At 66.6% G+C, this 16111-nt stretch carries 18 protein-coding genes; 10 read left to right on the top strand and 8 right to left on the bottom strand.

Annotated elements, in window-relative coordinates; all coding sequences use genetic code 11:
* The first annotated feature begins 14 nt into the window (after nucleotides 1-14).
* Nucleotides 15-1028 carry an acyl-CoA dehydrogenase family protein gene (locus ACZYZF_RS01455; RefSeq protein WP_463834329.1) on the top strand — a complete coding sequence of 338 codons (1014 nt, stop codon included), beginning with the start codon at nucleotides 15-17 and terminating at the stop codon, nucleotides 1026-1028.
* Here the strand turns inward: ACZYZF_RS01455 and ACZYZF_RS01450 are convergent.
* Nucleotides 975-2414, bottom strand: a complete 1440-nt coding sequence (locus tag ACZYZF_RS01450; RefSeq protein WP_463834328.1) for a wax ester/triacylglycerol synthase family O-acyltransferase — start codon at nucleotides 2412-2414, stop codon at nucleotides 975-977. The genes ACZYZF_RS01455 and ACZYZF_RS01450 overlap by 54 nt on opposite strands.
* 147 nt (nucleotides 2415-2561) lie before the next feature.
* Here ACZYZF_RS01450 and ACZYZF_RS01445 point away from each other — a divergent pair, with 147 nt between their 5' ends.
* Genes ACZYZF_RS01445 through ACZYZF_RS01430 form a run of 4 tightly spaced genes read left to right on the top strand, consistent with a single transcriptional unit; the run spans nucleotide 2562 to nucleotide 6802 of the window.
* Entirely contained in the window at nucleotides 2562-4208 is a 1647-nt protein-coding gene (locus ACZYZF_RS01445; RefSeq protein ID WP_463834327.1) for an AMP-binding protein, read from the top strand.
* Between the two features lie 26 nt (nucleotides 4209-4234).
* Nucleotides 4235-5179: an alpha/beta hydrolase gene (locus ACZYZF_RS01440; RefSeq protein ID WP_463834326.1), complete on the top strand. Its 945-nt coding sequence runs from the start codon at nucleotides 4235-4237 to the stop codon at nucleotides 5177-5179.
* 40 nt (nucleotides 5180-5219) lie between these two features.
* The gene (locus ACZYZF_RS01435; protein WP_463834324.1) at nucleotides 5220-6017 is read left to right on the top strand and encodes an SDR family NAD(P)-dependent oxidoreductase; all 798 of its coding nucleotides are present in this window, start codon (nucleotides 5220-5222) and stop codon (nucleotides 6015-6017) included.
* A 2-nt stretch (nucleotides 6018-6019) separates the two neighbouring features.
* On the top strand, nucleotides 6020-6802 hold the full coding sequence (locus ACZYZF_RS01430; RefSeq protein WP_463834323.1) for a glucose 1-dehydrogenase: 783 nt from the start codon (nucleotides 6020-6022) through the stop codon (nucleotides 6800-6802).
* A 3-nt stretch (nucleotides 6803-6805) separates the two neighbouring features.
* Here ACZYZF_RS01430 and ACZYZF_RS01425 read toward each other — a convergent pair whose 3' ends face one another.
* The 5 genes from ACZYZF_RS01425 to ACZYZF_RS01405 form a co-directional block, all read right to left on the bottom strand.
* Nucleotides 6806-7243 carry a hypothetical protein gene (locus ACZYZF_RS01425; protein WP_463834322.1) on the bottom strand — a complete coding sequence of 146 codons (438 nt, stop codon included), beginning with the start codon at nucleotides 7241-7243 and terminating at the stop codon, nucleotides 6806-6808.
* A gap of 72 nt (nucleotides 7244-7315) precedes the next feature.
* On the bottom strand, nucleotides 7316-8368 hold the full coding sequence (locus ACZYZF_RS01420; RefSeq protein WP_463835103.1) for an alcohol dehydrogenase catalytic domain-containing protein: 1053 nt from the start codon (nucleotides 8366-8368) through the stop codon (nucleotides 7316-7318).
* On the bottom strand, nucleotides 8368-9591 hold the full coding sequence (locus ACZYZF_RS01415) for an LLM class flavin-dependent oxidoreductase (protein WP_463834321.1): 1224 nt from the start codon (nucleotides 9589-9591) through the stop codon (nucleotides 8368-8370). Before ACZYZF_RS01415 ends, ACZYZF_RS01420 begins: the two co-directional genes overlap by 1 nt.
* 87 nt (nucleotides 9592-9678) lie before the next feature.
* Nucleotides 9679-10317: a TetR/AcrR family transcriptional regulator gene (locus ACZYZF_RS01410; RefSeq protein WP_463745573.1), complete on the bottom strand. Its 639-nt coding sequence runs from the start codon at nucleotides 10315-10317 to the stop codon at nucleotides 9679-9681.
* 43 nt (nucleotides 10318-10360) lie between these two features.
* Nucleotides 10361-10735 (bottom strand): DUF952 domain-containing protein, encoded by a 375-nt coding sequence (locus ACZYZF_RS01405; RefSeq protein WP_463745572.1) that lies wholly within the window; start codon nucleotides 10733-10735, stop codon nucleotides 10361-10363.
* A 159-nt stretch (nucleotides 10736-10894) separates the two neighbouring features.
* Between ACZYZF_RS01405 and ACZYZF_RS01400 the strand changes: the two genes are divergently transcribed.
* Entirely contained in the window at nucleotides 10895-11086 is a 192-nt protein-coding gene (locus ACZYZF_RS01400; protein ID WP_055113266.1) for a DUF7455 domain-containing protein, read from the top strand.
* 64 nt (nucleotides 11087-11150) lie between these two features.
* Nucleotides 11151-12143, top strand: a complete 993-nt coding sequence (locus tag ACZYZF_RS01395) for a YihY/virulence factor BrkB family protein (protein WP_463745571.1) — start codon at nucleotides 11151-11153, stop codon at nucleotides 12141-12143.
* On the opposite strand, the gene ACZYZF_RS01390 is transcribed toward ACZYZF_RS01395, so the two are convergent.
* Nucleotides 12133-12369 (bottom strand): DUF3039 domain-containing protein, encoded by a 237-nt coding sequence (locus ACZYZF_RS01390; RefSeq protein ID WP_044517849.1) that lies wholly within the window; start codon nucleotides 12367-12369, stop codon nucleotides 12133-12135. The two genes, ACZYZF_RS01395 and ACZYZF_RS01390, sit on opposite strands and share 11 nt — an antisense overlap.
* 77 nt (nucleotides 12370-12446) lie before the next feature.
* On the opposite strand from ACZYZF_RS01390, the gene ACZYZF_RS01385 reads away from it, so the two are divergent.
* The 3 genes from ACZYZF_RS01385 (at nucleotide 12447) to ACZYZF_RS01375 (ending at nucleotide 14887) form a co-directional block, all read left to right on the top strand.
* A complete protein-coding gene (locus tag ACZYZF_RS01385; protein ID WP_463745570.1) occupies nucleotides 12447-12875 on the top strand; it encodes a DUF3099 domain-containing protein in 429 nt (142 codons plus the stop codon).
* Nucleotides 12876-12992: 117 nt separating this feature from the next.
* A complete protein-coding gene (locus ACZYZF_RS01380; RefSeq protein ID WP_463745569.1) occupies nucleotides 12993-13982 on the top strand; it encodes a sigma-70 family RNA polymerase sigma factor in 990 nt (329 codons plus the stop codon).
* A 215-nt stretch (nucleotides 13983-14197) separates the two neighbouring features.
* On the top strand, nucleotides 14198-14887 hold the full coding sequence (locus ACZYZF_RS01375; protein WP_463745568.1) for a metal-dependent transcriptional regulator: 690 nt from the start codon (nucleotides 14198-14200) through the stop codon (nucleotides 14885-14887).
* A 4-nt stretch (nucleotides 14888-14891) separates the two neighbouring features.
* On the opposite strand, the gene ACZYZF_RS01370 is transcribed toward ACZYZF_RS01375, so the two are convergent.
* Nucleotides 14892-15959 (bottom strand): DUF4192 domain-containing protein, encoded by a 1068-nt coding sequence (locus ACZYZF_RS01370; protein WP_463745567.1) that lies wholly within the window; start codon nucleotides 15957-15959, stop codon nucleotides 14892-14894.
* Between the last annotated feature and the right edge of the window lie 152 nt (nucleotides 15960-16111).

Here is a 16111-nt window from a genome sequence, read left to right as displayed (position 1 = left end):
TCCCAGGAGGTCATATGGCCGAGCCGCCCGGTGTACCCGGCGTCGAGCCCAGCATCTCGGCCGTTGAATCGATTGCCGTCGTGCGTAATTCAGAATCGGGTCGGTTGCTGCAGCCGGTGCGGTACGGCGGACGCGCGGTGTCACCGGGCGAATACGTCGCGGCGGTGGCCGACCTCGCCTCGCGCGACGGATCGGCGGGATGGTTCGCCGCGGCCGTCAACGCCGCGGCTCATGCGGTGACCGCACTGGGCGACGATGCCGCCGAACGGGTGTGGAACGCCGACGCCGGAGCGTTGGTGACCGCGTGCGCAGCACCGACGGGACGGTTGGCTCCCGTGCGCGGGCAGTTTCGGCTGACCGGTCGCTGGGAATCGGTGACCGGTGCCGACGTCGCAGACTGGCTGCTGCTCAGCGCCTTGGAAGGGGATGCCGGGGATTCCGTGCGCCATGTCCTTCTCCCCCGTCGTGTCGCGCAGGTGGACGGCGGCGTCGACCGGCGTGGCCTGGACGCAGCGGGAATCGGCGACATCACGGTGTCGGACGCGGTTGTCGACGAGAGCTCCGTGTTTTCGCCATCCGATGACAATCTTTGGGGCACCGGCGAATTCGATCAGAAACCGCTGCCCTACCGGATCCTTGCCGGAGCCGGACAGGCCGCTGCCGTCGTCGGCGCAGCGTCCGGTGTGTGGCAGGCGCACGTCGGTCAGGTCCGCCGGCGGCTGGCCACCTCCTACGGCAGTGAGGACACCACCGAACTGACCGCCTCGGCGGTACTGGTGGCCACGGCGGAATCCGACATCGATGCCGCCCGACTGCAACTCACCGCAGCACTGAGCGCCGATGACGACGGCGCCGCCACAGCACTGCGACAGGCCGTCACCCGCGCGCGCAACGCCGCCGACCAACTGCTCAGCAGCGGCAGCCGGCACGCGCTCGACGCAACGGACCCGGTGGCCCGCCTCTGGCTCGACGTCCTAGCCGGATACCGCCTGACGATCCGAAGCATCGACCGGCCCGCCGGCGGCTGAACCCGCCCGCGCCGACAACTCGGCCAGAACCTGCGGCACACGGTCGGCGATACCGTACGGGTCCGACACCTGATCACCGCAGGTGAGCACACAGATCGCCATCTCGTCGCGGTAGCTCCACCCGGTGAAGTTCAACCCCATCGGGAACACGATCGGCCCGGACGAGATCAGCTGCTCGATCGGGGCACCACCCCAGTACAGCGTTTCCTGCGGGCCGCGCATGTTGGACGCGATCAGGCTGAACATCGGGCGGCGCTTCATCTTGGCCCCGAGGATCGGCAGTACCCGCGAGTACAACCAGAACAGCGGCCAGTACTCCATCCAGTCGTGCTGCAGCCAGGCATCCCGCTCTGCCTGCACCTCGCGTGCGGCCCGGGTCGCCGACGCGACCGCCGTCAATCTCTCCACCGGATCGGCGATGTGCGTCGCGAGTTCGACGTTCCATCTCGCCACCTTGTTGCCCCACTCGGCCTCGGTTTCCGTCGGGCGCATCGAGACGGGCACGACAGCGGTCAAGCTCTCCTCACCGGCCTGCCCGCTCTCGACCAGGTAGTCACGCAGGGCGCCGCCGCAGATGGTCAGGAAAACGTCGTTGATGGTGACTCCGAATGCCTTCGACACCCGCTTGATCTCCGTGACGTCGCAGCGCCGGTAGGCGAATCGGCGGCTGGCCGAGAACGGCTCGTTGAACGGCATCGCCGGAGCGGCGAAAGCTTCTGCGTAGCCGGGCTTTCCGGCCTTCTGCCGGCGGCGGATCACCCGGGTCACCGCCGCGGTACGGGCGATGATGCCGGGAAAACGGGCGAGCGCCGCAATCTGGTGACGCAGTACCAGCGGCCACCAGACCCACGGCGCGGGACGTTGCTCGTTGCGCAGTCGGGTCTGTCCGGGCTGCGGGAGCGGTGTCGCCGGATCGGTGCTGTACAGGGTTTCGAGCAGGCGCAGCGATGCGGTGCCGTCCGCGACGGCGTGGTGAATCTTGAGCACCAGGGCGACCCGGCCGTCTTTGAGGCCGTCGACGTACCACAGCTGCCACGCCGGTCGGTCGCGGTCGAGCGCCACCTCGAAGATCTCGCCGATGGTCGCGGCGAGTTCCTCGTCACCGCCGGGTGCGGGCGCGGTCGTCCGCTGGACGTGGTGCTCGATGTCGATCTGCGGCCGCGACACCCACCACGGCCGGCCGAACCCCACTCGCGGGGACAGCAACTGCCACTGCAACGGTTCGATCTGATCGACCCAGCCCTGCACGGCGGTCTTGACCCGATCGAAGGTGAGCGGTTCCGAAATCTGGTTGGGGTCCAGCACGACGGCCTTCATCGTGTGCTGCGGTTGGACCGAGCTTTCCCATGCCAGGAAGCTGTTGTCCTCACCCTTCAAACGCCGCATTCTCAACCTCGCTTGTCCGGCCGCCGACACGGCTCTTTCTGTGGCTGCCATCACTCTTATCGAATCGTGTGTCCCACCAGACAAGCTGTCCCGCCCAGCGAGACTTCGGGGCCCGCTGCCGGACCGGTGCGACCTACGGTTTGCGCCATGAAGCGAGCCATTCCGCGCCCTGCCAGCCTCGCCGCCAGGGTCAACCGGTTGCGGGTGATCGCCCGCAGCATCGCCGTGCTGCGCGAGTCCGGCCTGTCCGGCGGAGCGTCCGACGGCATCCGGCAGGCGAAGCTGGTCCGCCAGTTCGGCGGTTTCGCCGCCGTCATCGACAGCGCCGCCACCCGCGATCCCCACGCCATCGCCATCACCGACGAATGGGGCGACGTGACGTTCGCCCAACTGAACGACCGGGTGAATGCACTCGCCCGGGCCTGGAACTGCCGGGGAATCGGAGCGGGCTCGGTCATCGCGGCGCTGTGCCGGGACCACCGCGGGCTGGTCACCATCCTGGCCGCGGCCGGCAAGGTCGGGGCGCAGCTACTGCTGATGAACACCGGCTTCGCCAAACCGCAATTCGCCGATGTCGCGACCCGCGAGAAGGTCGACGTGCTGATCCACGACGAGGAGTTCACCGACCTGGTCAGCGCCATCGATCCGGGCGTGCGCCGCTTCCTGGCCTGGACCGACGAGCGCTCGAGCACCGACGTCGAGGGCTCACTGGAGGGCCTGATCGCCGCCACCTCACCGGCTCCGGTCGCCGCACCCGCCAAGCCAGGCGGCACGACGCTGCTGACCAGCGGCACCACCGGCACTCCCAAGGGCGCGCCGCGCGGCAAGACTTCTCCCCTGTTCTCCGCGCAGCTGCTGGACCGGGTGCCGCGCCGCCGCGGTCAGACCTGCATGCTCGCCGCACCGATGTTCCACGGGACCGGGCTCGGCCAGGCCGTGCTGTCACTGGCATTGGGCAACCGCCTGGTGCTGCGACGCAAGTTCAACCCGGAAGAGACCCTGCGCGCCGTGCAGAACCACCACTGTGACGTGCTCGTGGTGGTACCCACGATGCTGCAGCGAATCCTGGCTCTGCCCAAGGATGTTCGCGACAGCTACGACACCTCGTCGCTGAAGATCATCTTCGTCTCGGGCTCGGCGATGCCACCCGATTTGGTCGAGCGCACCCTCGCCGAGTTCGGCCCCGTCCTCTACAACCTCTACGGCTCAACCGAACTCGCGGTCATGACCGTGGCGATGCCCGAAGATCTGAAGCACGATCCGCGCACCGCGGGCCGGGCCCCGGTCGGATGCGCGGTCCGCCTGTACGACTCGGCGGGCCGGCAGATCACCGAACCGGGTGTGATCGGGCGGGTTTTCGCCGGCAGCGACGTGAGCTTCGCCGGGTACACCGACGGTCGAACCAAAGAGTCGATCGACGGGCTGCAGAGCAGCGGCGACGTCGGCCATTTCGACGACACCGGTCGGCTCTACATCGACGGTCGGGACGACGACATGGTGATCTGCGGTGGCGAGAACGTCTACCCGCTGGAGGTCGAGAATTTGATCACCAGCCATCCCGAGGTCGACGAAGTGGCCGTGATCGGGGTCAGTGACGCGGATTTCGGTCAACGGCTCAACGCGTATGTGGTGCTGGTCGACGGGGCCTCTCTGGGCGCCGACGAGATCAAGGACTACGTACGGGCGAACCTGGCCCGGTACAAGATTCCCCGCGACGTCGAGTTTGTGAACACGCTGCCCCGCAACGCCACCGGCAAGGTGCTGCGCGGCCAGCTGACCGGGGGTGCCAAGTGAGCGGCTCAAGCATCCAAGAAGACAACATGAAGCATGAGGTTGCCGGCCGGATGGGCGACGCGTTCGCGCCGATCCTCTCCGGTGAACTCGACCCCATCGCTGCCGCTGCCGAGGTACGCGCCCGGCTCAAGGCCAGCCGCCGGCCCGCCAAACCCGTGCCGGTGGCCGACATCACGGACCGGACCGTCCCCGGGCCGGCCGGTGACGTTCCGGTGCGGATCTACCATCCGCTCGACCCCTCAGAGTCCGGCACCGGTCTGCCGGTGCTCGTGTATTTCCACGGCGGCGGATTCGTGCTGTGCGATCTCGACTCACACGACTCGTGTTGCCGCAGGCTTGCCAACGGCATTGGTGCAATTGTGGTTTCGGTCGACTACCGGCTCGCTCCCGAGCATCCGTATCCTGCCGCGGTCGATGACGCCTGGGCGGCAACCGAATGGGTGGCTGCCCATGCCGTCGAGCTCGGCGGTGACCCGGCCCGACTCGTCATCGCCGGTGACAGCGCGGGCGGCAATCTGGCTGCCGTGGTGGCGATGACAGCCCGGGACCACGGTGGCCCGGCCATCGCATTCCAGGTGCTGATCTACCCGGTGGTGGATCAGCGTCGCAAATCGTCGCTGTCCAGCCCGCACACCCGCAGCGGGGTGCTGACCGCCGAGCACATGCAGTGGTTCACCGCGCAGTACCTCGGCGACAGCGGCGCACAGACCGACGTCTCGGCATCGCCGATTCTCGGTGACATGACCGGACTTCCGGACGGGCACGTGCTGACCGGTGCCCTCGATCCGCTGTGCGATGAGGGTGAGGAGTACGCCCGGATGCTCGCCGCCGGTGGCGCGAAGGTCAGTGTCCGGCGCTACGAGCGCGGCTTCCACGGATTCTTCAACCTCGCCGATCACCTCCCCGCCGCGGCCGAGGCCACCGAAGACGTGTGCGCCGTCGTTCGCGACGCCCTGAACAGCCCGGCCTGAACAAACCCGACCACACCTCAAACCCACTGAAAGGCAACCCATGAAGCTGAGGAACTCCCGCGCTCTGGTCACCGGCGCGAGCCGCGGCCTGGGCAAGAGCATCGCCGAGGTGCTCGCCGCACGCGGCGTCGACGTCGCGGTGGTGGCGCGCGACGCAGAGTCCCTGAACCTGCTTGCCAAGGAGATCGACGGCAAGGCCTATCCCACCGACCTCACCGATCCGGCCACTGTCGAGGCGCTCCTGGACCGGGTCGAGGCCGACGGTCCGGTCGACATCCTGGTCAACAATGCCGGAATCGACCGGGTCGGCCTGTTCCCCGATGCCAGCTCCGCCGACGTGCAGAACCTCCTGCAGGTCAACCTCGCCGCACCTTTGGAGCTGTGCCGCCAGGCCATGCCGCGGATGGTGCAACGGGGCCGCGGTCACATCGTCAACGTGTCGTCCTACGGGGCGATCGCGCAGGGCCCCGGGGTGACCTTGTACGGCACCTCCAAGGCCGGCCTGAGCCATTTCACCGCCGGTATCCGCGCCGAGCTGCGCGGCAAGCCCGTGGGCACCACACTCGTCCAGCTCGGCGAGGTGCGGACCGACATGATCGATCACATCCGGGAATTCACGCCCGCCCGCAAGACCATCGAGCGGTTCGAACGGCTGCGCATGTTGCCCTCGTCGGCACTGGAGCCCGAGGTGGTGGCCACCGCGATCGCCGACGCCGTCGAACGCAACAAGCGCCACGTCGTCATGCCGCGCCAGATCGTGGCGATGGCCAAGGTCACCGAGTTCCCGCGACGCATGTCAGAGATCCTGCTGACCGGCATCGACCAGAACGAGAAGTAGCGATGGCCGGCGCGAAGCTCATGGATCTGTCCGGCAAGGTCGCGATCGTCACCGGCGCCGCCCGCGGCCAGGGTGAAGCCGAGGCGCGGCTGTTCGCCGCGCTCGGCGCCAAGGTGGTGATGACCGACGTCCTCGACGAGGAGGGTGAGCGGGTGGCCGAATCCATCGGTCCCGCAGCACGTTTCGTCCAGCACGATGTCGGCAGCGAAACCGACTGGCACGCGGCCGTCGATATCGCGATGACCGACTTCGGACGCGTCGATGTGTTGGTCAACAACGCCGCCATCTGCAAGGTGGTGCCGCTGGCCGAGCAGGACGCCGACGGATTCGAGCGGATGCTGCGGGTGAATCTCATCGGCGCGTTCCTCGGCATGCAGGCCGTCACCGAACCGATGAAGGCCGCCGGTGGCGGCTCGATCGTCAACATTTCGTCGCAGGCCGGAGTGCAGGGACTCGCCGGCTACACCGCATACGGAGCATCCAAGTGGGGCTTGCGTGGCATGTCGAAGGTAGCGGCAATCGAGCTGGGCCCGTTGGGCATTCGGGTCAACACGGTCTATCCCGGCATGATCGACACGCCGATGATCGCTCATCTCGGAGTGGAACGCGGGCTCGGCGGCCATCCCGGTGCGCCACTCACCCGCGTCGGCACCCCTGACGAGGTCGCCGAAGTCGTCGCGTTCCTCGCCTCGGACGCGTCGTCGTACATCACCGGCGCCGATCTGACCGTCGACGGTGGCGCCAGTGCGGGCCGGATCCCGGTGACTCCGGTTCACACCGCCTGACGATCAATCGCTCGGGTAGTTGGTTTCCGCGCGCGGGACGAAGTCTTCCGGGCGAATGCCGAACTCCTGCGCGCACTCGAGTTCGAGGTCGTCGAACGAGTCGAAAACCCGTGCTCGAAAGTCCTGCGCGTTGTCCGCGATCGACACCGCGTCACCGGCGAACTGTTTGTCCACCGTGAAGACCTCAAGCTTGTAGAGCCACATGGTGTGATCGCGCGGTGCCCGGCCGAGGACGGCGATCTCCGGATACCATTCGGCGATGGATGTGCCGGTGCGGTCGATCAGGGCACAGGCACGCTCATCGAGAAAACGGATCGCAGTGAGAATCGCGAACCTGTACGCCTGACCGGTATCCCATTCGAAGTAGCCGCCTTCCCGGTCCGCTCGGACACCCGGGGGAAAGGCGTGATAGGGATCGGGGTTGAAGATGATTCCTCGCAAGATGGGGTAACCAGGGCTGTGATCTACAGCGATCCTATGGCAGCCCTGGCCACCCCTGCGCTCGGAACTGGCTCAACCCTGCGGCAGCACCAGGATCTTCACGTGCGCCTCCGGGTCGCGCAACGCCTCGAATGCGTCACCCAAGCCGTCGAGGCCGACTCGCCCGGTGATGATCGCCTCGGCGTCGATCTCGCCGTCGGCGAGTCGCTTCAGCACCGTCTCGTACGCCTCGTGGTACGGACCGTGACCGAAGTTGATGGCGATCTGCCGGAACTGTGCCACCACCGGGATGATCGTCTCGTCACCGAAAGGTGAGGCCACGACCTGGATCCGGGAGCCGAAGGGCAACGTGTGGGTCAGAGTGTTGAGGGTGCCGACGCGCCCGCTGCAGTCGTAGGCGATGAGTATGCCCGAACTGCCCCGTCCCTGCGCGAGCATCGAGTTCCACAGGTCGATCGGGTCCTGCTCATTGGGGTCAACCACGATGTCGGCGCCCATCTTGAGGGCCAGTTCCCGACGCTTGGGTGACGGCTCAGCGGCGATCACAGTATGTGCACCGTGCGCCTTGGCCGCCAGTATCGTGCCGAGACCGATTGAACCACAACCGATCACGAGCGCTGCGTCCTGCTCGGTGAGCCCGGACTGCTGAACGTGCATCTCGCCCACATGCAGCGGCTCGGCCAGGGTGGCGTGCTCGAGCGACAGGCCGGCGGGAACCTTGCGTACCCAGAACCCGTCGACGACGATGTATTCGCCGAAGGCCCCGTGGTACTCGTTCGAGTACCCGATGATCGTCGGGATCCCGGTGCCGGCCTCGGTCGCCACCCCGATACCCGCCACCCGATCGCCCACCTCGAAATCGGTGACACCCGAGCCGCATTCGACCACTGTTCCGGCGTACTCGTGTCCGAGCACGATGGGCTTGCTGTGATCGAAGACCGCGAGGGGAAACCCTCCGGCCGCCGCGACCGAGACGAACCGGCACGGGTCCTTCGACATACTCAGATCACTGCCGCAGATGCCACAGGCGGCGACCTTGATGCGTAGTTGACCGGGCCCGGTCGCGGGTGGTTCCTCGACCTCGGTGACCGTGAACTGACCCTCGAAGTATTCCGCTGCGCGCATCATGCCCATGCCCGATTGCTCCTCGCGTCCGCAACCTTGCCGGCGAGCTGCTCGGCAGGCTGGCCGTAATAGTCGGTGTGCGCCTTGGTGATCGCGCCGATGAGACCGCCGAGAAGATATTCGCTGTTGTCCTCGGCGAACTGCAGGCTGGCCTGCCGGCCCGCGTTGCGGTTCTTGAAGTGCGGGACCACCTCGGAAGCGAAGAGTTCGTAGCTGCGCAAGGTGTCATCCCAGCCGGCCATGTCCACATGCATGATCAGCAGCGTGCCGAATCCGCCGGTCTTCTCGACGAGACGCTCGATCTGGGCGATCGCATCCTCCGGCGTACCGATGATCGCCTGGCCGAACTCGCCGAGATTGTCAGTGCGCCACTGGTTGATGATGCCCTCGGGAGTCTGGGCCCACTCGGGGTTGATGCCCTGTTGCCGGTTGACGTATTCGGCGATGGCATGTATCCGGCGGCTGACGGCCCGTTCGGCCTCGGCCCGGGTCTCGGCGATGAACATCGGATTGACCAGGCGCCAGGTGGCGCGGTCCGCCTGATGGCCGTTCTCGGCCGAAACCTTCTCGTACACACCCCAGTTGCGGTCGAGCACGTCGAATCCGCTCGGCGAGCTGGCAGCCAGCGACAGCAGCGACAATCCGTGCGTGCCGGCGAGCACCGATCCGTTCGGCGAGATGGTCGAGGCGGTCGCCACCTCGATGCCCGCGGGATCATAGGTCGGCAGCTGCGCCCGCGCATCGCGCAGAGTGAACCAGTCGGTCTCCATGTCGACGACCTCGCCGCGCAGCAGCCGCAGCACCGCCTCGAGTGCTTCGCCCTGCATGCGGCGCTGGTCGATCGGGTTGATTCCCATCATGTGCGCGTCGAGCGGGATCTTGCCCGGCCCGGTGCCGACGATCAGCCGCCCACGGGTCTGCAGATCGAGCTGGGTGATGCGGTCGGCGGTGACCAGCGGGTGGTGATACGGCAACGACATCACGCCGGTACCGAATCGGATCCGCTCGGTGCGCTCGGCTGCTGCCGCAATGAACACGTCTGGGGCAGGGACGATTTCGGACCCGGTCGAGTGATGCTCGCCCATCCAGGCCTCCTCGAATCCGAGATGGTCGAGGTGCTCCATCAGGTCGATGTCGCGGCGCAGCTGCAGCGCGGGATCAGCGTTGAGGGGGTGATAGGGCGCCAGGAACGCCCCGAACCTGATCGAACTCGAGTTCCACATGTCCGGCACATTATCTGGATCGACTGATTGGATCAAGTGATCCATAAATTTGGGCGTGCCAAGCCCCCGCCGTACTGCCATGACCGGTCAGCCCCCGAGCAGCCGATCGACCCCGCCGACGACGAAACTCACCAGGTCTTCGTAGAAGTCCCGCAACTCGGCCTCGTCCAGGCGGCTCCCGTTACGGCGCCATTCGTCGGCCCGGCTCAGCGCCTGGATGAAGTTCATGATCGAGATGGCCCAGCGCAGCTCCAGGCGCGCCGGGTCCGAATCGGGAAAGGCTCGCTGTACCTGAGCGAAAAGTTCGTCGGGCAGATGCTGTTCGGTTTCGAGCATCACCGGATGGTTCTCCTGCGAGATCTGCGCGATGATCTTGATCCACCGCATCCCGCGGACCCGGTGGCGGAGCAACAGTTTCAGATAGGGCTCGGTGACCGCGCGGACAAGGGCGTCGGCACTCGGCGCAACGGCGTCGGCCGCGAGCAGCGCCACATTGGCCGCGATCTCGTCACGCACCGGCGCACCGACATCGGTGAGCACCGCGCGCAGCAGGTCGTCCTTGGACCCGAAGTGGTAGTGCACGGAGGCCGCGCCGAGCCCGGCGGCCGCGTTGACCGCCCGGACCGACACCGCATCCACTCCCTGGGCGGCGAACAATCGTTCGGCGGCCTTCACCAAGCGCAGCCTCGTGGCCGCGCCCTGCCGGTTCTGGGCGGCGACGGACACCCGACGAGCATGTCACGCGCCGAGCGGGCTGCTGAGCTGCGCTCTACGACGACGGCGTGTCGCCGGCGATCGGGGCGAACCGTCCCTCGGCGTCAGGCGCATAGGTGGTGGTGGTCATCACTGCGTTCACCGGCAGCGGACCGTACAGATGCGGGAACAACATCGCGTCGGGGTCCGTCGGTACACCGGGTTCCCAGCGCACCGGGTCGGCCAGCTTGGCCGGATCGATGTGCAGCAGCACCATGTCACCGCGACCGGAGTAGAGCCGGTTCGCCGGCAGATGCACCTGCTCAGGAGCCGAAAGGTGGACGAAGCCCTGCACACTCAGCGAGTCCGGACGATGCTCCCCGCTACGCTGGGCCGTCAGCCAATCCTCGACACTGCACAAGTGGACCAGGATCCGCGGCGATGGATGCATAGCGTCAGCTTGCCCGGCCAGCAACACGGCAGCCAAGTGAGACACGACACACCGGTGAACCCTTGGGGAACAAGGCCGGAATCCAAAACGTCTGACACAGTAGACATACGCAATCAAGGCGCCTTTGCCGAGATTCGAAGAGCAGAAGACGGAGGAGCCATGAACGCAACTCTGACAAGCCCGGAGCTAACCAGAGCCGATCGCTGCGATCGTTGCGGTGCGGCCGCACGCGTACGCGCGAAGCTGCCTTCGGGGGCCGAACTGCTCTTCTGCCAGCATCACGCCAATGAGCACGAAGCAAAGTTGGTCGAGCTTGCCGCTGTGCTGGAGACCAGCGCGGCAGACGCCTGACCGCCACCGGCCGGCACCACCCGCCTGGGCAGGAGCACGTTTCGTCAGTAATGCTTGACTGGTCATGACTGGCCAGCCACTTCCAGTACCACCATCACGCCACCACATCTGGCACATCACTCGACGCACATTGTCGAAGAGCTGGGACGATTCCATCTTCTCGGAGTCGGCACAGGCGGCGTTCTGGTGCGCGTTGTCATTGCCTCCCCTACTACTGGGGATGCTCGGCAGCCTGGCGTACATCGCACCGATGTTCGGCCCGGACACGCTGCCGACAATCCAGGATCAGCTGATCAACGCGGCGAACAGCTTCTTCTCCCCCAACGTCGTCAACGAGATCATCGAACCGACCATCCGCGACATCGTCAGGGGCGCCCGCGGCGAGGTGGTGTCGGTGGGCTTCGTGATCTCGCTGTGGGCCGGGTCGTCGGCGGTATCGGCCTTCGTGGACTCCATCGTGGAGGCGCACGATCAGACACCGCTGCGGCACCCGGTACGCCAGCGGTTCTACGCGCTGGGCCTGTACGTCATCATGCTGGTGTCTGCCATCGGGGTGGCTCCGCTCCTGGCCCTGGGGCCGCGGGCGATCTCCGAGCACATCCCCGAGAGCTGGGACAACGTGCTGCGGTACGGCTACTACCCGGCGTTGTTCCTCGCGGTGCTGGTGGGCGTGACTGTGCTCTACCGGGTCTCGCTTCCGGCTCCGATTCCGACGCACCGCCTGGTGCTCGGCGCCGTCCTGGCGACCGTGGTGTTCCTGGTCGCCACGTTCGGGCTGCGGATCTACCTGACCTGGATCACCAGCACGGGCTACACCTACGGCGCACTCGCCACGCCGATCGCGTTTCTGCTGTTCGCGTTCTTCCTGGGTTTTGCCATCATGCTCGGCGCCGAACTGAATGCGGCGATACAAGAGGAGTGGCCGGCGTCGGACACGCACGCCAGGAGACTGCGGGAATGGCTGGAGGACAAGGCCCACAACGGCGGCGCTCAGGCACCGGCGGAAACACCCGCGCCCGAGGCCGTCGAACCGCCCGGAGAGCGGCCTACTTCTTGAGCGATTCGTAGATCTTCTTGCAATCCGGGCACACCGGAGAGCCCGGCTTGGCCGATTTCGTCACCGGGAACACCTCGCCGCACAGCGCAACCACATGCGTGCCCATGACTGCACTTTCGGCGATCTTGTTCTTCTTGACGTAGTGGAAAAACTTCGGGGTGTCGTCGTCGGTCCCGTCGTCGACGCGTTCGTCGGTGTCCGGGCGCTCGATGGTCTGGGTCTGCATGGTTTTATTGTGCCTGGCTGCGGGGCATAGGGAAATCCGCATGCCACGACCCGGTCCAGGTGTGGAACAGTAGAGGCATGAAACAAAGCCACGAGCTGAGTTTCGACGACGATTTCGGCGACGATTTCGGCAAGGAAGCCCGCCCGGTTCTCATCACCAAAGCCGCACCCGCCTACGAAGTGCAGCACCGTCAGCGTGTCAGGAAGTATCTGACGCTGATGGCCTTCCGCATCCCGGCGCTGATCCTCGCCGCGGTCGCCTACAACATCTGGCAGAACGGGCTCATCTCGCTCGCGATCATCGTGGTGTCGATACCGCTGCCCTGGATGGCGGTGCTGATCGCCAACGATCGTCCCCCGCGTAGCGCCGAGGAGCCACGGCGTTATGCCGGTCACGGCGAGCGGATCCCGCTGTTCCCCACCGCGGAGCGGCCGGCGTTACAGAAGGACCCGTTTATGCCACCGCAACCGGACGCAGCGCGGCCCGACGGCGATGAGCCCAGCTGAGCGGCTTCTTTAGCCATTCTCAGGACATTCTCAGGTCGTTTCGGAAAAACCCCAGCTCAACGGGTATGAATCCGGAGATCAGCGGGAACTCTCATGGGGTCTGCGACGTTGTAGATCATGACAGTTCGAGCTGATCAGGAGGCCGTCATGGCAAATGCCACCACAAGCCGCGTCGACAGTGATCTGGACGCCCAGAGCCCTGCCGCCGACCTCGTGCGCGTGTATCTGAACGGCATTGGCAAAACGGCGTTGCTCAACGCCGCCGATGAGGTAGAGCTCGCAAAGCGCATCGAGGCGGGCTTGTACGCCCAGCACGTGTTGAACACCAAGAAGCGCCTGGGCGAGAACCGTAAACGCGACCTGGCCGCAGTGGTGCGCGACGGTGAGGCAGCGCGCCGGCATCTGTTGGAGGCCAACCTCCGCCTGGTGGTGTCGCTGGCCAAGCGCTACACGGGACGCGGCATGCCGCTGCTGGACCTGATCCAGGAAGGCAACCTGGGTCTCATTCGCGCCATGGAGAAGTTCGACTACTCCAAGGGCTTCAAGTTCTCGACGTATGCCACCTGGTGGATCCGTCAGGCCATCACCCGCGGGATGGCGGATCAGAGCCGCACCATCCGGCTCCCCGTCCACCTGGTCGAGCAGGTCAACAAGCTGGCCCGCATCAAGCGTGAGATGCATCAGAACCTGGGCCGCGAGGCCACCGACGAGGAACTGGCCGAGGAGTCCGGCATCCCGGTCGAGAAGATCAACGACCTGCTGGAGCACAGCCGTGACCCGGTGAGCCTGGACATGCCGGTCGGCACCGACGAGGAAGCCCCGCTGGGCGACTTCATCGAGGACGAGAACGCGATGTCTGCCGAGAACGCCGTCATCTCCGAACTGCTGCACACCGACATCCGCCACGTGCTGGCCACGCTCGACGAGCGTGAGCAGCAGGTGATCCGGCTGCGGTTCGGCCTCGACGACGGGCAGCCGCGCACCCTGGATCAGATCGGCAAGCTGTTCGGTCTGTCCCGCGAGCGGGTCCGCCAGATCGAGCGTGAAGTGATGTCCAAGCTCCGCAACGGCGAGCGTGCCGACCGCCTCCGCTCCTACGCAAGCTAGGCCTCCCTGGACGATGTGCCCCGCCGGTTTCCGGCGGGGCACATTGCGTATCCGGGCCATGTCGGGGTGTTTCCGGGGCCCCGCCAGCCCGTTCCGGGTCCCTGTCCTGGGGTTTTGCCCCGTTGTGTGAGGTGTCCGACGCCCCGATGTTGCGCCGCAGTTCAAGAGCCGGAAACGGTAGACTGTGCGGTGACGTTGGGGCTGGGAAGGCGCGCATGAACGATCTGGTCGACACCACCGAGATGTACCTGCGGACGATCTACGACCTCGAAGAAGAGGGCGTGGTGCCGTTGCGTGCACGCATCGCCGAACGGCTCGACCAAAGCGGTCCGACGGTCAGCCAGACGGTGTCGCGCATGGAACGCGATGGTCTGCTGCATGTCGCCGGCGACCGCCACCTGGAACTGACCGACAAGGGCCGCGCCCTGGCGGTTGCCGTGATGCGCAAGCACCGGCTGGCCGAACGGTTGCTCGTTGATGTGATCGGGTTGCCGTGGGAAGAAGTCCACGCGGAGGCATGCCGCTGGGAGCACGTCATGAGCGAGGACGTGGAGCGGCGCCTGGTGCAGGTGCTCGACAACCCCACCACCTCGCCGTTCGGCAACCCCATCCCGGGCCTGTCGGACCTCGGCGTCGGTGGGGCGGGCTTCGACGATGTCAGCCTGGTCCGGCTCACCGAACTTCCGGTCGGGTTGCCGGTCGCCGTCGTCGTCCGCCAGCTCACCGAACACGTGCAGGGTGACATCGAGCTCATCGGCCGGCTCAAGGATGCCGGCGTGGTGCCGAATGCGCGGGTCACCGTCGAGGCCAACGACCACGGCGGCGTGATGATCGTGATTCCGGGGCACGAGCAGGTGGAACTCCCCCATCACATGGCGCACGCGGTCCGCGTCGAGAAGGTCTAGCCACTCAACCCACCCGGCGCCGCCACGTCCGTCGAGGCGGCAGTTGAACGCCGAGCTGTTCGGCGAGCCGATAGCCGGTGACCGCCAACTCCCGGATTCGCTCCGGCCGCATGCCTGCTTGCAGCGCGGTGTCGAGCATGCCGGCCATTCGGTGCGTGGGGCGCGCCTCCAACGCAGCGTCGAGCGAAACCCCGGCCAGCGGCCCGTCACCTCGCGCATACGCGGAAAAGGCCAGTAGGACAAGCGCTTCGGCGCGCCATGGGTCCGGCAGACTACGGGCCAACAGCGCCCACAACGCTTCGGCCTGCTCGGCGCACTCGCCGACCGCCAGCGCATAGAGCGTGTCGCGGACCCTGGGATCGGCCAACCCCACGGCCAACTGCGCCAACACGGCGATACCGGGTGGATCCCCCTCGGCAGCTTGCACCGCCGCCCGCATCGCGGCCTCGACATCACCGCGCACCTCGGCGTCGTCCCGGGTATCCGGATACCCGGGACGCTGCGCCACGAGAGCCAACGGCCGTTTCATCGCCGCACTGGCGACCGGATCCGGCCGGATGACCTGCAACAGTTCGTCACGGCTGGCATAGAGCCGGCGACCGTCCAGCACCGCAGCTGCCGCCAGCGGTGACGCACCCGGATCGTCCACCCACCCCTGTTCGCCACAACCGTCGGCGCAGTGCCAGGATCCGCCGGCGGCCACCTTGTCCACCACGTGCGCGGCGTAGAGCTCGATGCCGTCGGCGGCAAGGGCCTGGTCGAGGTCCGCCGCCAGGCCGCGGTAGCGGTCATCGCACGCCCTGCAGTCCCTACTGTGATCGTCCACCACCACGGCGATCACCGCGTCCGCGCCGGCGCCGGCCACGAGATCGACCAGGTGCTCGATGCGTTCGGTCATGTCATCGGCCAGATCGGCGCGCATGACGCAGCCCAGCTCGCCCCGGTCGACGGTGACCAGGACGAGGCTCTGGTGCGGGACGAAGCCGAGTACCGCGGGCAGCGCGGCGATCAGCGCTCCGGGCCGGTTGAGGTGGAAGTCGAAGTCTGGCGAGGAGGGCGATGGTGTTGTCATGGCCCAACGGTGCCAACCTGCGCCGTCACGAACCGCCGCCCGAACCCGGCCGTTGCGGTGAAACCGCTGGAGCTGTGGATGAATTCGACGCTGGGGATAAGCGGTGGCATCTGTTCACTAGGTATTCGGCATGAGGTACATGCGCCGGGCCG

The organism is Mycobacterium sp. IDUB_24 (assembly GCF_055419385.1).
This window is presented reverse-complemented; position numbering and strand designations above follow the sequence as displayed.